Source organism: Nioella sediminis (genome assembly GCF_001879695.1).
Taxonomy (GTDB): Bacteria; Pseudomonadota; Alphaproteobacteria; order Rhodobacterales; family Rhodobacteraceae; genus Nioella; species Nioella sediminis.
In genome coordinates this window covers 1-15,040 of the sequence record NZ_MNBL01000037.1, presented here as the reverse complement: position 1 = coordinate 15,040, position 15,040 = coordinate 1, and the positions used below count along the sequence as shown (strand labels likewise).

Below are 15,040 nucleotides of genomic sequence, written 5' to 3'. Positions count from 1 at the left end.
ATCTGCCTGTCCTGCGCTCTCGTTCAGGGGCCGGTGACCGTCGGGATGCGTGGATCGGTGTCATCCGTCTGCACCCGTGCCGCGACCGACAGAGCCAGGGCCTGCGCCAGGCACATGGGCGCGGCGAGCGAGCGGGAAAAGCTGTAGTCGTGTTCCGGCACCGGAAACAGGACGCTTGCGGATTTGGCCAGCGGGCTCAATGTGCTGTCCGAAACGGCGACAACCGGAATCTCGGCCCTGGCGGCTTCATCCACGATGCTCACCACCTCGTTGGCGTAGAACCGGAATGACACGGCCAGCAGAACGTCGCCTTGCCGCATCGTGCGCCCGACATGGGTGGCCAGGCCGCCGCCGCTGTCCAGCAGGATGCAGCGTTTGCCAAGCATGGTCAGGATATAGCGCAACAGTTCCACCACCGGGGCGGACCGTAGCTGCCCCACCAGATAGATCACATCCGCCATGTGCAGCAACTCTGCCGCGCGAGCCAGGTCTGCGGGGTCGATGGCCGTCACCAGATCCTGAAGCGAGGCGATATCCCGCACCACCAGATCGCGCAGGAAGGTGGCGTCGGACCCGTCCCCGGAGGCCAGCAGTTCCGCATCCAGCGCCTTGACCCGGGCTTCGAATCCCGGTGCTGCGGTGGACAGGCGTTTCTGGAATAACGCCTGCAATTCCTTGAAGCCGGAATAGCCGAGCGACTGCGCAAAGCGCACGAAGCTGGAGGCGTGGATGCCGCAATGTTCCGCAATGGCGTTGACCGACAGCACCGCCACGTCATTGGGGTTCTGCGTCAGGTAGAGCGAGATCTTCTGATAGGTCTTGCTCATCTGCCCATGGCGGTCATGGATCAGCCGGATCAGGTCTTCGTAGTCTGCCGGTGCCCTATCCGATGTCATCCTGATCCTCCTGATCGTTCGGTCGTCGCAATGGCCGGGAACATCCTGCAATGTCCATTGCAGTTCGCGCTCGATCAAGGGGTTTCTCGCGTCCCTCGGGGAAAACGCCCGACATGGTCGCGGGTCAGGTTATCCTGACTCGCGCGGCAGTTGTGCGATACCTATGTGTGTGTCACGCCGCAGCCCGAGGGCTGTGGACTGGCATCATAGGGAGGAGACCCATGGGTGCGATTTCACGACGGGCCCTGCTGCTTGGCGCAGGTGGGGCCGCAGGATGGTACGGCGCGCGTCGCTTTGGCAGTCATCTGCCAGTGCTGGATGGGGTCTGGCTGACTCACCCTACGCCGGGGGAGGGCGTGCTGAACGATGCAAGCGGCCTGTCCCGGACGCCGATTTACCGCCATATCACCCTGTCCCAAGACCCCGGCGAGGCGCTGATTGCGGCCATCCGGGCCGAGATCCGCGAGGCCGCCGCCGAGGGCCGCCCGGTCAATATCGGGGCCGCGCGTCACTCCATGGGCGGGCAGGCCATCCCGCGAGAGGGCCATGCCATCACCTTCGACAATGGCATGGTGGAGGCCGATACGGCCAATGGCACCTATCGCACCCATGCCGGGGCCCGCTGGTCGCAGATCATCGCGGCGCTTGATCCCATCGGGTATTCGCCCAAGGTCATGCAGTCGAACCACGATTTCGGCGTTGCCGCCACGTTCTGCGTCAATGCCCATGGCTGGCCGGTGCCCTGGGGCCCGATGGGATCGACCGTCCGCAGCTTCCGCATGGTGCTGCCCTCGGGCGATCTGGTGACCTGTTCGCGGTCCGAGAATGCCGATCTCTTCGGCATGACCATGGGCGGTTACGGGCTGACCGGCGCGATCATCGACATGGAGGTCGAGATGGTCCCGAACCAGCGCCTCCTGCCAACCGCGCAGGTCATGCCTGCCCAAGACTTCCCCGCCGCTTTCGATGCCGCGATTCGGTCTGGCGAGGTGCCCATGGCCTATGGCCGCCTGAACGTGGCCCGCGCCAGATTTTTCGAGGAAGCGATCCTCATCGCCTTCCGCCCCGATGCGGATCAGTCCGACCTCCCCGTCGCCGAAAGCTCCGGTCTCATGTCGCATCTCGCCAGTTACATCTATCGCTGGCAGTTGGGGAGCGAGCCGATGAAGCATCTGCGCTGGTGGACCGAAACCGTGGTCGGCCCCGCGCTTGGCAACGGACCTTACACGCGCAATAGCCTGATGAATGAGCCGGTCGAAACCCTTGGCGACCGCAACCCGACGCGCACCGATATCCTGCATGAATACTTCGTCGCCCCTGACCGGTTCGACGATTTCCTGACCGCCTGTCGGGACGTGATTCCCGGTTCGTATCAGGAGTTTCTGAACGTCACCCTGCGCCATGTTTCGCGGGACGATGAAAGCTGGCTCTCCTACGCGCCGGTGGATCGGATCGCCGCGGTCATGAGCTTCAGCCAGGAAATGACGGACAGGGCCGAGGCTGACATGGCCCGCATGACCCGTGAGCTCATTGACCGGATGATCGAGATCGGCGCGAGCTATTACCTGCCCTACCGACCCCATCCGACGGTGGATCAGCTTGTCGCCACATATCCGCGTGCCCCGGAATTCGCAGCCGCGAAGCGGGACCTCGACCCGGATCTCATCTTCCGCAACAATCTTTGGGACAGCTATCTGGGGGCGCTATGAACATCCTGCAAAAGATCTGTATCGGCTATTTCGTCGCCCTGATGATCGCGGCGTCGCTGAACTACATCCCCGGTCTCACCGATGAAAACGGGCTCGCCTTCGGGATATTCGCGCTCGATATTTTCGACGATTCCCTGCATGTGGTCTCCGCCCTCTGGGCGCTGGCCTCGGCCTTCATCTCGTCCCGCGCCGCGCGGACCTTCCTGATCCTCTTCGGCGCGGCCTATCTGGGCGACGGGGTGTTCGGGTTCTTCACCGGCTGGGGCTATCTGGACCTCGGCATCTTCACCAACGAGTCCCTCGGCATGAATATCTCGCTGCCCCGCGTCCTCGCCAACCTGCCCCATCTGGCCCTTGGCGGCTTCGCACTCTGGTCAGGGCTGAGGCTGGGGCGCGGCTGATGCGGTTTCTGTGGCGCTGGCTGAAACGGCTGATCATCGCGCTGGTCGTGGTGGTGCTGGCGCTGCTGTCGCCGGTCATTTACGTGGAAACCATGTGCCGGGGGCAGGCCGTTGCGTCTGACTACACGGCACTCCTGCCGCCCGAACATCACCGAACCGAATCCCGCACGCTGATGACCTACCCGGAATGGCACATCGTCCATGCTTATGACGATTACGCCGAGGTCATCCGCACGGGCGATCCGCATGACTTCAACTTCCTGCAGGCGATCACCGGCTACTGGTCGTCGCTTTGTGCCCTGACGGAAGCTTCCGCCGCCCATGGCGGGGTCGATGGCCCGACCCGGCAGATGGTGCATGTGATCGGCGTCAGCTTCACCGCCGAGCTGCTGTTGAAAGCGGCCTATGAGGAAACCGTGGGCCGCGTTGTCACGTGGCTCCGGGGACCCGATCGAGCGCCGCTGGATGCGCTTTCTGCCGATCAGGCGGGCCGCTATGCCAGCTTCCTGCAACAGGTGCCGTGGTATCGGTGGGACTTCGCCGGTGACGCTCAGGTGCTGCGCGATGCTGCGGGCGGCAGCCTGCGCGACCGGGAACGGGCGTTGGCGCTTGGTCTCGAATTCCGCGCCAAGGCGGCTTACGCGCGCGTCATCGCGGCGGCGGTCGCCAGCACCGGCTTTGACGAATTGCGGCTCAGTATGATCGTCACCGACCTGCCCGAGCCCTTGCCGGACGTCGAGATCATCACTGAACGCCCCGAGGGGCTGGAGCTGGAAACGCCCCGCTACCGGGAACTCACACATCTGATGGCACGAATGGCGGCAGCGGGCGTCGATTTCGTGGAGATTGCAGGCAATGACGACATCCTGCTGACAGTGACCTCCACTGAGGCAACCATGGCAGAGGCGCTGCACAGCTTCCCCCGGCAGGGCTATGGCGATTACCGGCACCTCCTGCTGATCCCCGTCACCGATCTGGCCGGTACCCTGCGCGGGCTGGAGGCGCGCGGGATCACGCTGGAACATATCCATGATTATTAGACGGCTCCTGTTGGTACTGCCGCTGCTGGTCGCAAGCTGGCTTCTGGTGCTCACCATCGTGATGCGCGTTTCCGATGCCGCGCCGGGGGCGGTGGTGATGTTCCCGCCCGAGGGGTTCATCGCCGGCCTGCCCGCCGATCTGTCGGTCGTGGCCGCAAATGGCCTCACCGTGACGCTGGTCAGCGACAGTCCCGATATGGCCCGCCGTCTCTACGATGCAGGTGCGCCCTGGGTGCTGCCCGCGGGCCTTCCCGGCTGCCTGCCTTTGCCCGCCCCGCGCTGAAGGCATTTTGACTTCCCCGTCCTATCGGCTAAGCCTGTCCCCAGATGACGCCAGCCGGGGAGGGGCATGACCGTCACCCGCACCATCCTGTTCTCGATCCTGTTCCTGGCCTTCGCGTCCGGGGCCTATGTGCTGTCGTCGCGCTATTTCCGGTCCGAGGAAGTCACGCGGGCCGAGGGCCGCCTGTCGCTCTACCGCTCTACCGTGGTGGCGGAGCTTGACCGGTTTTCTCACCTGACCTTTGTCCTCGCCCGCGATCCCTTCGTCATGGAAACCGCCAGCGGCGGACCCACGGCACCGCTTGACGGGCGGCTGGCCAGTTTCCCCAGCCAGTCCGGCCTCGACGCCATCTATCTGATGGATTTCGAGGGGCTGACGATTTCGGCGTCAAACGCGGGCAGCGCCAGCAGTTTCGTCGGTCAAAATTACTCCTTCCGCCCCTATTTTCAGGAGGCCTTGGAGGGCGGGCAGGGCCGGTTCTACGGCATCGGCGCCACGACCGGACTGCCGGGCTATTTCATCGCGGATTCCGTGGTGTCCGATCTGGGCGAGGCGCTGGGCGTCATCGCCATCAAGATCGACCTGACGCGGCTGGAAAACAGCTGGCGCGAGGGCGGCGAACAGGTGTTGCTGACCAATGCTGACGGGGTGGTGCTGCTCGCCTCAAACCCCGATTGGCGCTACCGCACCCTGACTCCGCTCGATGCCGACCAGCGCGCCGCCATTGCCGAAACCCGGCAGTTCCCCGGCCAGCCGCTCGACCCGCTCGATTGGCGGGAAGGGCAGGGCGACAGCGCGGTGATTGCAGGGGGGGAGGTCATCCACCTTGCCACCGACGATCTGCCCCATGGCTGGCAGTTGCACTATTTCGCCAGTACCGATCCGGTGACGACGCGCAGTTGGCTGGCCACGGTTCTGGCCGTCGTTATCGCGGGCGGCGTGGCGCTGGTGTTCCTGATGCGCAGGAACGCGCAGACCCAGGCGGCGCTGCGGGCGCTGGAGGCGGAAGAGGCCGAACTGCGCCGCGCCCATGACCTGCTGGCCGTCGAGATCGAGGACCGCCGCGCCGCCGAACGCCGCCTGTCGCGCACCCGCGATGAATTGGCCCGCGCCAGCCGACTGGCCGCGCTTGGGCAGCTCGCAGCCTCGGTCACGCATGAACTGGGCCAGCCCATCACCGCCATGCGCAACCATCTTGCGGCGGCGGAAATGGGCGGCGGCGCGCGGGCGATCCCGCAGCTGACAGGGCTGGTGGAGCGGATGGAAGGCATCACACGGCAACTCAAATTCTTTGCCAATCCCGGCGAGGATGCGCTGAAACCCGTCGATCTGGGCCATGCCATGCGCGAGGCGCTGAAACTCGTTGCGCCGAATGTCGAGGCGCTACAGATCAATCTTGTAGAAGAAATTGAACCCGCCCCCGTCATGGTGCAGGGCAACGCGCTGCGCATCGAACAGGTGATGGTCAACCTGCTGCGCAATGCCATGGACGCGATGGAGGACAGCCACCCCCGCGACCTGACCGTGCGGGTTGGGGCGGATGCAGGCACAGGCTGGTTCGAAGTGGCGGACCGGGGCCATGGTCTCGGCCAGTCCAGCCTGCCGGAGCTTCAGGAACCCTTCGTCACCAGCCGCGAATCCGGGCAGGGCATGGGGCTTGGCCTCGCCATTTCCGCCGGGATCGTGAAGGAACATCACGGGGCCATGACCGCCCGCAACCGCGATGGCGGCGGCGCGGTCTTCCGCGTTGAGATCCCGCTGGCCGACACCGTAAAGGAGGCCGCGGAATGAGCGCCCAAGACACCGCGCTGTCGGTCCTGATCGTCGACGATGACAAATCCATGCGCGCCTCTCTGGTCGATCTGCTGGAGGCCGCGGGCTGGCGCACCGAGGCGCTGCCGCGTGCCACGCAGGTGGCCGAACTGTTGCCCAAACTGATGCCCGACGTGATCCTGTCGGACGTGCGTATGCCGGGCATGTCGGGGCTGGACCTGCTGGACAGCCTCGACCGCGCAACGACGCCGCCCATGGTGCTGATCTCGGCCCATGGCGACATTCCCATGGCGGTGCAGGCGATCCAGAACGGGGCCTATAGCTTCGTCGAAAAGCCTTATGACCCGCGCCGTCTGCTGTCGATCCTGCGCCATGCCGCAGACCAGCACCGCATGGCCAAGGGCACCGAACGGCTGAAACAAAGGCTGGCGCGGCTCTCGGGCCTCGACCGGGTGCTGCTTGGCGGGACCGGCGATATCACCCGCGTCCGGCAGGATGTGCTGGACCTTGCCGACACGCCCGCACCGGTTCTGTTGCAGGGCGAAACCGGCACCGGGAAAGAGGTGGTGGCCCGCGCCCTGCACGATCTTGGCCCGCGCGCCGACGCGCCGTTCCTGGCGCTCAATTGTGCGGCCATTGCCGAGGCCACGTTCGAAGCCGAGATGTTCGGCGTAAAGGGCGAGGCGACGGGGCGGCTGGTGGCGGCCAATGGCGGCACGCTCTTCCTCGATGAAATCGCCGCCTGTCCCCTGCCGGTGCAGGCCAAGCTGCTGCGCGTGATCGAGGAAAAGGAGCTGACCCCCATCGGCGCGACAGTGCCCGTCAAGCTGGACCTGCGCGTGATCTCCGCCACGAACGAGGATGCCGAGAAGGCCGCGACAGAGGGGCGTCTCCGTCAGGATCTGCTGTTTCGTCTCAACACCGTCGTGTTGACCCTGCCACCGCTCCGCGCGCGCCGCGACGATATCGGCCTGCTCTTCACCCATTTCCTGACCCAATACGCCCGCATCTACGAGGTGGCCGCACCCGACCTGACCCATGACGACATGGCGGCGCTGCTGGCCCATGACTGGCCCGGCAATGTCCGGGAACTCAGGAACGCCGCCGAGCGCCGCATTCTGGCCGCCCGTCGCGGCCGCGGGTCGGTGGCCGAGGCGATCCGATCCGACCAGACGCCCGAGGATGTCCCTGATACGTTGCGCGAAGCGGTCGCAGTCTTTGAACGCGAACTGATCGGTAAGGCCATCAAGGCGCACGAGGGCCGCATGGACGCGGTGGCCGAAGCGCTCGGCATCGGGCGGCGCACGCTGAATGAAAAGATCGTCAAACTGGGGCTCGACAAGGATGCGCTGCTGTAAGGAAGGGGCGGCGCAGGTGAAATGCCCACTCAGGCCAGCGACCCGCACATATCAGGCGTCGGGTTGAAACCGGGCTCGGACCTCAGGCCAAGGCGCTGCGGACAATCGGATTGATCAGGTCCGGTCTGGTCATCGGCGCCATGTGCCCTCCGCATTCAAGCTGCTGGAAACGCCACTCTGGAATGTGCTCTTGCATCAGCTCGACGATCTCTCGAATGGTCCGGACGGTATCCCGTGCTGTCACGACAGTCGTCTCTCTGGGCAAGTCCCTGCGCCAGTCCGCAAGTGATCTCACCTCATTCATCACCGCGTCCCATTCATGAAAGTTCGGGCCTAGCGCCAGCGCGAATTTTGCTTTGCGATCCTCCGGCATCGCATCCCAGCTAGCGGGGCCTGTCCAATACTCTGCAAACACCTTTGCGGCGGCCTGCCAAGTTCCGGCTTTTCCGTTGGACTTGATCACATCCCTAAGGGCAACCGCGTCCCGATAAGCCTCGGACCGCCCGTAATTGTGCAGAAGGTAGAACGGATTGGGCTCGATGAGCACAAGGCGCCGGACATGTGTCCTGAACATCGCGGCCGCCATCATCGCGACGCTGCCGCCAAATGAGTGTCCGACAATTGACATCCTGCCAGCCCCTGACGGCAGAAAGGGTTCGATCAATCGGGCCTGATCTTTCAGTCGCTGAGTGCCATCATCGTCCCATGCAGGGGTGTCGCCATAGCCAAACAGGTTGATTGCGATGACATGAAACTCACCGGCAAGCGACCCCATCAGGCTCCGCCATTGTTTGGCACCAGCAACGCTGGAGTGGACAAGGACGACCTTTTCGCCCTGACCCGCTTCCATGAAATCCGTCTCTTCCAGCTTCATACCAGACCTCGAACCACCCCCGTCATCCAAGACTATCACATGGCTGGCCAAGCTTGAAATCACGCGGACCCGGCAGCGCAGGGGCGGCGTGTTCCCCCTTGTCCGAGGATGCCAGCCTGCGTTTACATTGCCCCGGCCTTGTCCCTACTCTGGACACAAGAGAAGGAGACTGCCCATGACCGATCTGCACGCGCAAATGACCCATTGGCGGCACGACCTGCACCGCCACCCCGAGTTCGGGTTCGAAGAAACCCGGACGGCTGCCTTCGTGGCCGACACCCTGCGCGGGCTGGGGCTGGAAGTCGCGGAAGGCATCGGCGGCACCGGCGTTGTCGGCACCCTGAAACGGGGCACATCGAACCGCGCCATTGCGCTGCGCGCCGACATGGATGCGCTCAGGATCACCGAAACCACCGGCGCGGACTATGCCTCGCAAACCCCCGGCACCATGCATGCCTGCGGCCATGACGGACACACGGCGATGCTGCTTGGCGCGGCCCGGATGCTGGCCGAGGAGGGCGGCTTTGACGGCACCATCCGCTTCCTCTTCCAACCGGCAGAGGAGTGGGGGCAGGGCGCGCTTGCCATGCTGACAGATGGGTTGATGGAGCGCTTCCCCTTCGACGAGGTCTATGGCCTCCACAACATGCCCGGCCTGCCGATTGGGCATTTCGAAACCCGCCCCGGCCCGATCATGTCCGCCGAGGACATCTTCGAGATCACGCTGACAGGACAGGGCGGCCACGCCTCCAGCCCCCATTGGGGACGGGAGGTCATGGTGCCCGCCTGTGCGCTGGTGATGGACCTGCAAACCATCGTCTCGCGCCGCATCGCGCCGACGCAGACCGCCGTTGTATCCGTCACCGAACTGATCACCGACGGCACCCGAAACGCGCTGCCCGGTCACGCCCGCATCCTGGGCGATGCCCGCAGCTTCAGCCCCGAGGTCTCGGCCAAGATCGAAGAAGAGATGCGCCGGATCGTGGCAGGCATCGCCACGCAATACGGAGTCGAGGCGCAGGTCAGATATGACCGCGAATTCGTGCCCACCATCAATGACCCGGAGCTTGCTGACGCCATGATGCAATGCGCCGCGCCCATATCCGCCGTGACCCAGACCCGCCCCGACCCCATGACGGGATCAGAGGATTTCGCCCGCTTCCTCACCCATGTCCCCGGCTGCTTCGCCTTCATTGGCAATGGCGAAAGCAGCGCCCCCCTGCACGCGCCGGATTACGACTTCAACGATGCGGCGCTGATACATGGGGCGCAGGTCCACGCTGCTATCGCCCGCGCCCGACTGCCCGAAACCTGACCCTGCGGAATTCCGCAGACCGGGGCCGCCCATGCGCGCGGTTTCCTTCATAGCCAGGCGCGCGGGCGGTCCCCCATACTCCCCTCATCCACGCAACGTGTGATCAATTGGGAGGACATCATGAAAAAGACACTCACGGCCACCGCAGTGGCCGCCGTGACCGTTGGCTTCGCAGCCGAGGCACTTGCCACCGAATGGAACGTCTCTGTCTGGGGCGCGCGCCGCGCGTTTACTGAACATGTGGAACGGCTGGCGGAACTGGTCGCTGAACGTTCGGGCGGCGAATTCACCATGAACATTTCTTATGGCGGCCTGTCGGGCAACCGCGAGAACCTCGATGGTATCTCCATCGGTGCCTTCGAAATGGCCCAGTTCTGCGCCGGCTACCACGCCGACAAGAACCCCTCGATCACGGTGCTGGAACTGCCCTTCCTCGGCATGAGCTCGCTGGAGCAGGAGGCCGAGGTGTCGATGGCACTTTACCAGCATCCCGCCGTGGTGGCTGACCTCGCCCGCTGGAACGCGACGCTGCTGATGCCCTCGCCGCTGCCGCAGTACAATTTCGTCGGTCGGGGCGACGCGCCGTCATCGGTCGAAGACTTCGCCGGGATGGCCGTGCGTGCAACCGGCGGGATCGGCGCGGCCATGTCCGCCATCGGCGCCGTCCCCACCTCGATGACCGCGACCGAAGTGCGCCAGGCGCTCGATAGCGGCGTCGTGCAGGCGGTCAGCTTCGCCCCCCACGCCCATATGTCATTCGGCACCATCGAATCCGGTGAGTGGTGGACCACCAACCTCAACCCCGGCACCGTGAACTGCCCGGTTGTGGTGAATACCGACGCGCTCGACGCACTGTCGGATGCTGAACGCGAGATCCTGATGGGTGCCGTGGACGAGGCGATGCAGCACTATCTGGACTACTACAACGATCAGACCATGGCCGCATGGGGCCCGGCGCTGGACGAACGCGGGATCGAGCAGATCACCTTCGGGGACGCTGAACTTGCCGCCTTCCGCGAAGCCGCCGCCGCCCCCGCCGCCGCTGCCTGGATCGAAGAGAACACTGCCCGCGGCCTGCCCGCGCAGGAGCTCTACGATTTCGTCACCGGCCTGATCGCCGAGGGCAACTGAGCCCGGCTGCCTGACAACCCCGCCCGGACACGCTTCGGGCGGGGTTTTCTTTCGGGAACATCCATTCAAGGAGAGCCATCAATGGCCGGAGCTTCCCTCGTGCTGTCCGATGACAGCTTCGTCAGCCGTCTCGACCAATCCCTGCTGTGGCTGGAGCGCAAAATGGCGCTCGTCAGTGGCCTTGCGGTCTTTTCGCTGATGATCCTCGCCGTGATCTCGGTCGGCGGGCGCAACTTCTTTTCTCAGCCGATCCCCGGCTACGTGGACTGGATCGAGCAGGCCATGCCGCTGATTGCAATCATGGGCATCGCCTATACGCAGCGCGAAGGCGGTCACATCCGCATGGATCTGCTGGTCGGCAACCTGCGCGGGCGGCCCATGTGGGCGGCGGAATTCGTCACCACGCTGGCGATCCTCATCCTGATGGTTCTGCTCGTCTGGGGATCCTGGGCGCATTTCCAGCGCAGTTTCGACTTCAACGAACCGTGGTGGAGCCGCGACAGTTCCATGGATATCCGCCTGCCGCTCTGGCCTGCCAAGCTGGTTGTGCCGGTGGCCTTCTTCGTGATCTGCCTGCGCCTTGCGTTGCAGGTTTTCGTCTATGGCCGGGCGCTGATCCGGGGCGAAGAGCAACCCGTGGGCGTCCCGCTCCATGCCGATGCCGCCACCCAAGCCGCCATGGAAGCCGCCCAGGTTTCCGGCCGCGACGATTGAGGGGGCAGAATCATGGAACCCATTCAAATTGGCCTCATCGTCTCGGGCGGCATGCTGGTGCTTGTCATCCTCGGGATGCGCGTGGCCTTCGCTGCCGGTCTTTCCGGCCTCGTCGGCCTGATCTGGATCTTCTGGAGCCGCCGGGGCTACGACCCGGAGGATTTCCTCTGGGCACTGACCGTGGCGGTGAAGACAGCGGGGCAGGTGCCCCATTCGAAAATCTCCAGTCAGGCGCTCAGCCTCATCCCCACCTTCATCCTGATCGGCTACCTCGCCTATCACGCAGGGCTGACCAAGGCGCTGTTCGAGGCCGCCAAACGCTGGTTCGCCTGGGTGCCGGGGGGCTTGGCTGTCTCGACCGTCTTCGCCACCGCAGGCTTTGCCGCCGTGTCGGGGGCCTCGGTCGCCACCTCCGCCGTCTTCGCCCGCATCGCGATTCCGGAAATGCTGGCCGTGGGCTATGACAAGCGCTTCGCGGCGGGCGTCGTGGCGGCGGCCGGTACGCTGGCCTCGCTGATTCCGCCATCGGCCATCCTCGTGATCTACGCGATCATCGTGGAACAGGATGTGGGCCGCTTGCTGTTGGCGGGCTTCATCCCCGGTGTGTTTTCTGCGGTGGTCTACACGCTGCTGATCGTCGGCATGGCCATGACGCTGAAGAATTTCGGCCCGCCTGTGACCGGCTTCACCTGGAAGGAACGCTTCACGTCCCTGCCACCGGCGCTTCCCATTGTGGCGGTGGTCGTGATCATCATTTTCTTCGTCTACAACCCCTTCGGCGGCGACGCCTGGGGCACGCCCACAGAAGGCGGCGCAATCGGCGCGTTCATCGTCTTCCTCATGGCGCTCTATCGCGGCATGCGCTGGCCGCAGCTGAAAGAGGCGCTGTTGGAAACCGCCAAACTGTCGGTGATGATCTTTACGATCATCTGGGGCGTGCTGATCTATGTCCGCTTCCTGGGTTTCGCCGACCTGCCCGGTGCATTTGCCGACTGGCTGACGACACTGGAGATGTCGCCGATGCTGATCCTGATCTGTATCCTGCTGGCTTACGCAGTGCTTGGCATGTTCATGGACGCCATCGGGATGCTGCTGCTGACCCTGCCCGTGGTCTTCCCGGCGGTCATGGCGCTGAACGGCGGCATGAACGTGACGGCAGAGGCCAGCACCTTCGGCATGTCCGGCACCATGTGCGCGGTCTGGTTCGGCATCCTCGTGGTGAAGATGGCAGAGTTCTGCCTGATCACGCCGCCCATCGGGCTCAACTGTTTCGTGGTGGCCGGGGTGCGCGATGACCTCAGCGTGCAGGACGTGTTCAAGGGGGTGACGCCCTTCTTCATCGCCGACGCGATCACCATCGCGCTGCTGGTGGCCTTCCCGTGGATCGTTCTGTGGCTGCCAAGCCAGATGTAGCCTGATCTTGTATAAGATGTGGAAAGCGGCGGCTTGGGACATCCCGGGCCGCCGTTTTTCGTGTTTGGTATGCACGAGGGGTGTACGGGGGGTGTACAGGGGGTGTACGCATGGCACCCCCCCTGTTTTCGGTGCCGGGGCGAGATGCGGGACTTGACTCACGCCGCGCTCCGTGAAATTAATTTACCAATCAAAATAAATATGGCGACCGGGGAGGACGCCATGGGAGGACCCATGTATCTCGGATTGGATCTGGGCACGTCCGGCTTGCGGGCGGTGCTCGTCGATGCGGATGGCACACTTGTCGCCTCGGCAGAGCAGGCGGCCCCCGTCAGCCATCCTGCGCCCGGCCACAGCGAACAGGACCCGGCCCATTGGGTCGACGGATGCCGCGCCGCCATGGCCAAGCTGAAAGCGGAGGTGCCAGAGGCCCTGTCCGCCCTGCGCGGCATCGGCCTGTCCGGTCAGATGCACGGCGCGACGCTGCTGGATGCGGCGGACAACGTGCTGCGCCCCTGCATCCTGTGGAACGATACCCGCTCGCACGCTGAGGCGGCGGTGCTGGATGCCACCCCCGGCGTTCGGGAAGCGTCCGGCAACATCGTCTTCCCCGGCTTCACTGCGCCCAAGCTTTTGTGGGTCAAAAAGCACGAGCCGGAGGTCTTCGAGAAAGTGGCCAAAGTGCTGCTTCCAAAAGATTATCTGCGTCTCTGGCTGACCGGTGAACATGTGTCCGACATGTCCGACGCGGCCGGGACAAGCTGGCTCGACGTCGGAAAACGCGACTGGTCGCCTGCCTTGCTGGAGGCCGGGCATATGCGTGCCGACCAGATGCCGCGCCTTGTGGAAGGCAGCGCGCCGTCGGGCAATCTGCGCGCCGATCTGGCCTCTGACTGGGGCATCGAACACCCCGTCGTCGTGGCTGGTGGTGGTGGCGACAACGCCGTCGCGGCCTGTGGCGTGGGCTGTTTCCGCGAGGGTGACGGCTTCGTCTCTCTCGGCACCTCGGGCGTTCTTTTGGCCGCGAAAGACAGCTTCGCACCCGCGCCCGAAACCGCCGTTCACAGCTTTTGCCACGCGGTGCCGGACACCTGGTACCAGATGGGGGTGATCCTGGCTGCGACTGACTGTCTGAACTGGCTGGCCAAGACGCTGAACGACAGCCCCGCCACGCTGGCCGGTCGCCTGCCCGACACGATCTCTGGTCCCTCAGGCACGCTGTTCCTGCCTTACCTGTCTGGCGAACGGACGCCCCATAATGACGCCGATATCCGCGGTGCATTTGTCGGGCTGGACATCGGATCGGACCAACAAAACTTGACCCAATCGGTCATGGAAGGCGTCAGCTTCGCGCTCCGGGATTCGCTGGAGGCGCTCAAGTCCACGGGCACCGATCTGTCCTCCGTCCTCGCCATCGGCGGCGGCACCCAGTCCCGCTTCTGGCTGGAGAGCCTTGCCACCATCCTGGGCCTGCCCCTGCGCCTGCCAGCCAAGGGCGAATTCGGCGCGGCGCTTGGCGCGGCGCGGCTTGGCATGGCTGCCGATGGGGCCGATTTGCATGGCACAATGACCCCGCCAGATGTGGCGGAAACCATCGACCCGCGCACGGACCTGCAGGCGGCCTATGACGAAAGCTACGCCCGCTACCGCGCCCTTTACCCCTCTATCAAGGCTGCAATGACATGAGCACCGGCTTTTTCAAAGACATCACCGAAATCCCGTTCGAAGGCGCCGACAGCGCCAACCCGCTGGCCTTCCGCCACTACGATCCGGATGAGGTCGTCATGGGCAAGCGAATGGAGGATCACCTGCGCTTCGCCGCCTGCTACTGGCACAATTTCGTCTGGCCGGGCAATGACCCGTTCGGCGGGCAGACCTTTGAACGCCCGTGGTTTCCCGGCGACACGATGGAACTGTCGAAGCTCAAGGCCGACGTGGCCTTCGAGATGTTCAGCCTGCTGAAGGTGCCCTATTTCTGCTTCCACGATTTCGACATCCGCCCCGATGGCGCAAGCTTTGCCGAGAACCGCGATACGCTGAACCAGATCGCGGATTACTTCGCTGAAAAGATGGAGCAGACCGGGGTGAAACTGCTCTGGGGTACGGCCAACATGTTCTCCAACCGCCGCTTCA

13 protein-coding genes and 1 pseudogene are annotated in these 15,040 nt (G+C 64.5%); 12 read left to right on the top strand and 2 right to left on the bottom strand.

The features are described 5' to 3' along the window. Nucleotides 1–23 precede the first annotated feature (23 nt). Nucleotides 24–896, bottom strand: coding sequence for a MurR/RpiR family transcriptional regulator (locus BKY26_RS04615; RefSeq protein WP_071689233.1), 873 nt, complete (start codon nucleotides 894–896; stop codon nucleotides 24–26). A gap of 221 nt (nucleotides 897–1,117) precedes the next feature. On the opposite strand from BKY26_RS04615, the gene BKY26_RS04610 reads away from it, so the two are divergent. From BKY26_RS04610 to BKY26_RS04585, 6 genes are all read left to right on the top strand, one after another. Further along, complete coding sequence (locus BKY26_RS04610; RefSeq protein WP_071689232.1) at nucleotides 1,118–2,605, top strand: FAD-binding oxidoreductase; 1,488 nt, start codon at nucleotides 1,118–1,120, stop codon at nucleotides 2,603–2,605. Beyond that, complete coding sequence (locus BKY26_RS04605) at nucleotides 2,602–3,006, top strand: DUF4383 domain-containing protein (RefSeq protein WP_071689231.1); 405 nt, start codon at nucleotides 2,602–2,604, stop codon at nucleotides 3,004–3,006. Before BKY26_RS04610 ends, BKY26_RS04605 begins: the two co-directional genes overlap by 4 nt. Further along, nucleotides 3,006–4,046 carry a hypothetical protein gene (locus BKY26_RS04600; protein ID WP_071689230.1) on the top strand — a complete coding sequence of 347 codons (1,041 nt, stop codon included), beginning with the start codon at nucleotides 3,006–3,008 and terminating at the stop codon, nucleotides 4,044–4,046. The genes BKY26_RS04605 and BKY26_RS04600 overlap by 1 nt, the downstream gene beginning before the upstream one ends. Further along, nucleotides 4,036–4,329, top strand: coding sequence for a hypothetical protein (locus BKY26_RS04595; RefSeq protein WP_071689229.1), 294 nt, complete (start codon nucleotides 4,036–4,038; stop codon nucleotides 4,327–4,329). The genes BKY26_RS04600 and BKY26_RS04595 overlap by 11 nt, the downstream gene beginning before the upstream one ends. Before the next feature lie 66 nt (nucleotides 4,330–4,395). Then, a complete protein-coding gene (locus BKY26_RS04590; protein ID WP_071689228.1) occupies nucleotides 4,396–6,120 on the top strand; it encodes a sensor histidine kinase in 1,725 nt (574 codons plus the stop codon). Then, nucleotides 6,117–7,460, top strand: coding sequence for a sigma-54-dependent transcriptional regulator (locus tag BKY26_RS04585; RefSeq protein WP_071689227.1), 1,344 nt, complete (start codon nucleotides 6,117–6,119; stop codon nucleotides 7,458–7,460). Before BKY26_RS04590 ends, BKY26_RS04585 begins: the two co-directional genes overlap by 4 nt. A gap of 82 nt (nucleotides 7,461–7,542) precedes the next feature. Here BKY26_RS04585 and BKY26_RS04580 read toward each other — a convergent pair whose 3' ends face one another. Next, nucleotides 7,543–8,334, bottom strand: coding sequence for an alpha/beta fold hydrolase (locus tag BKY26_RS04580; protein WP_071689226.1), 792 nt, complete (start codon nucleotides 8,332–8,334; stop codon nucleotides 7,543–7,545). 175 nt (nucleotides 8,335–8,509) lie between these two features. Here BKY26_RS04580 and BKY26_RS04575 point away from each other — a divergent pair, with 175 nt between their 5' ends. From BKY26_RS04575 to BKY26_RS04550, 6 genes and pseudogenes are all read left to right on the top strand, one after another. After that, the gene (locus BKY26_RS04575) at nucleotides 8,510–9,649 is read left to right on the top strand and encodes a M20 aminoacylase family protein (protein WP_071689225.1); all 1,140 of its coding nucleotides are present in this window, start codon (nucleotides 8,510–8,512) and stop codon (nucleotides 9,647–9,649) included. A gap of 120 nt (nucleotides 9,650–9,769) precedes the next feature. Further along, nucleotides 9,770–10,780: a TRAP transporter substrate-binding protein DctP gene (gene dctP, locus BKY26_RS04570; RefSeq protein WP_071689224.1), complete on the top strand. Its 1,011-nt coding sequence runs from the start codon at nucleotides 9,770–9,772 to the stop codon at nucleotides 10,778–10,780. Nucleotides 10,781–10,861: 81 nt separating this feature from the next. Next, nucleotides 10,862–11,494: a TRAP transporter small permease subunit gene (locus BKY26_RS04565; protein WP_071689223.1), complete on the top strand. Its 633-nt coding sequence runs from the start codon at nucleotides 10,862–10,864 to the stop codon at nucleotides 11,492–11,494. Nucleotides 11,495–11,506: 12 nt separating this feature from the next. Next, nucleotides 11,507–12,907 carry a TRAP transporter large permease gene (locus BKY26_RS04560; RefSeq protein WP_071689222.1) on the top strand — a complete coding sequence of 467 codons (1,401 nt, stop codon included), beginning with the start codon at nucleotides 11,507–11,509 and terminating at the stop codon, nucleotides 12,905–12,907. A gap of 234 nt (nucleotides 12,908–13,141) precedes the next feature. Beyond that, nucleotides 13,142–14,593, top strand: a complete 1,452-nt coding sequence (gene xylB / locus BKY26_RS04555) for a xylulokinase (RefSeq protein ID WP_071689221.1) — start codon at nucleotides 13,142–13,144, stop codon at nucleotides 14,591–14,593. Beyond that, nucleotides 14,590–15,040: pseudogene (locus BKY26_RS04550) on the top strand (xylose isomerase); the annotation flags it as partial. The gene xylB and the pseudogene BKY26_RS04550, both read left to right, overlap by 4 nt.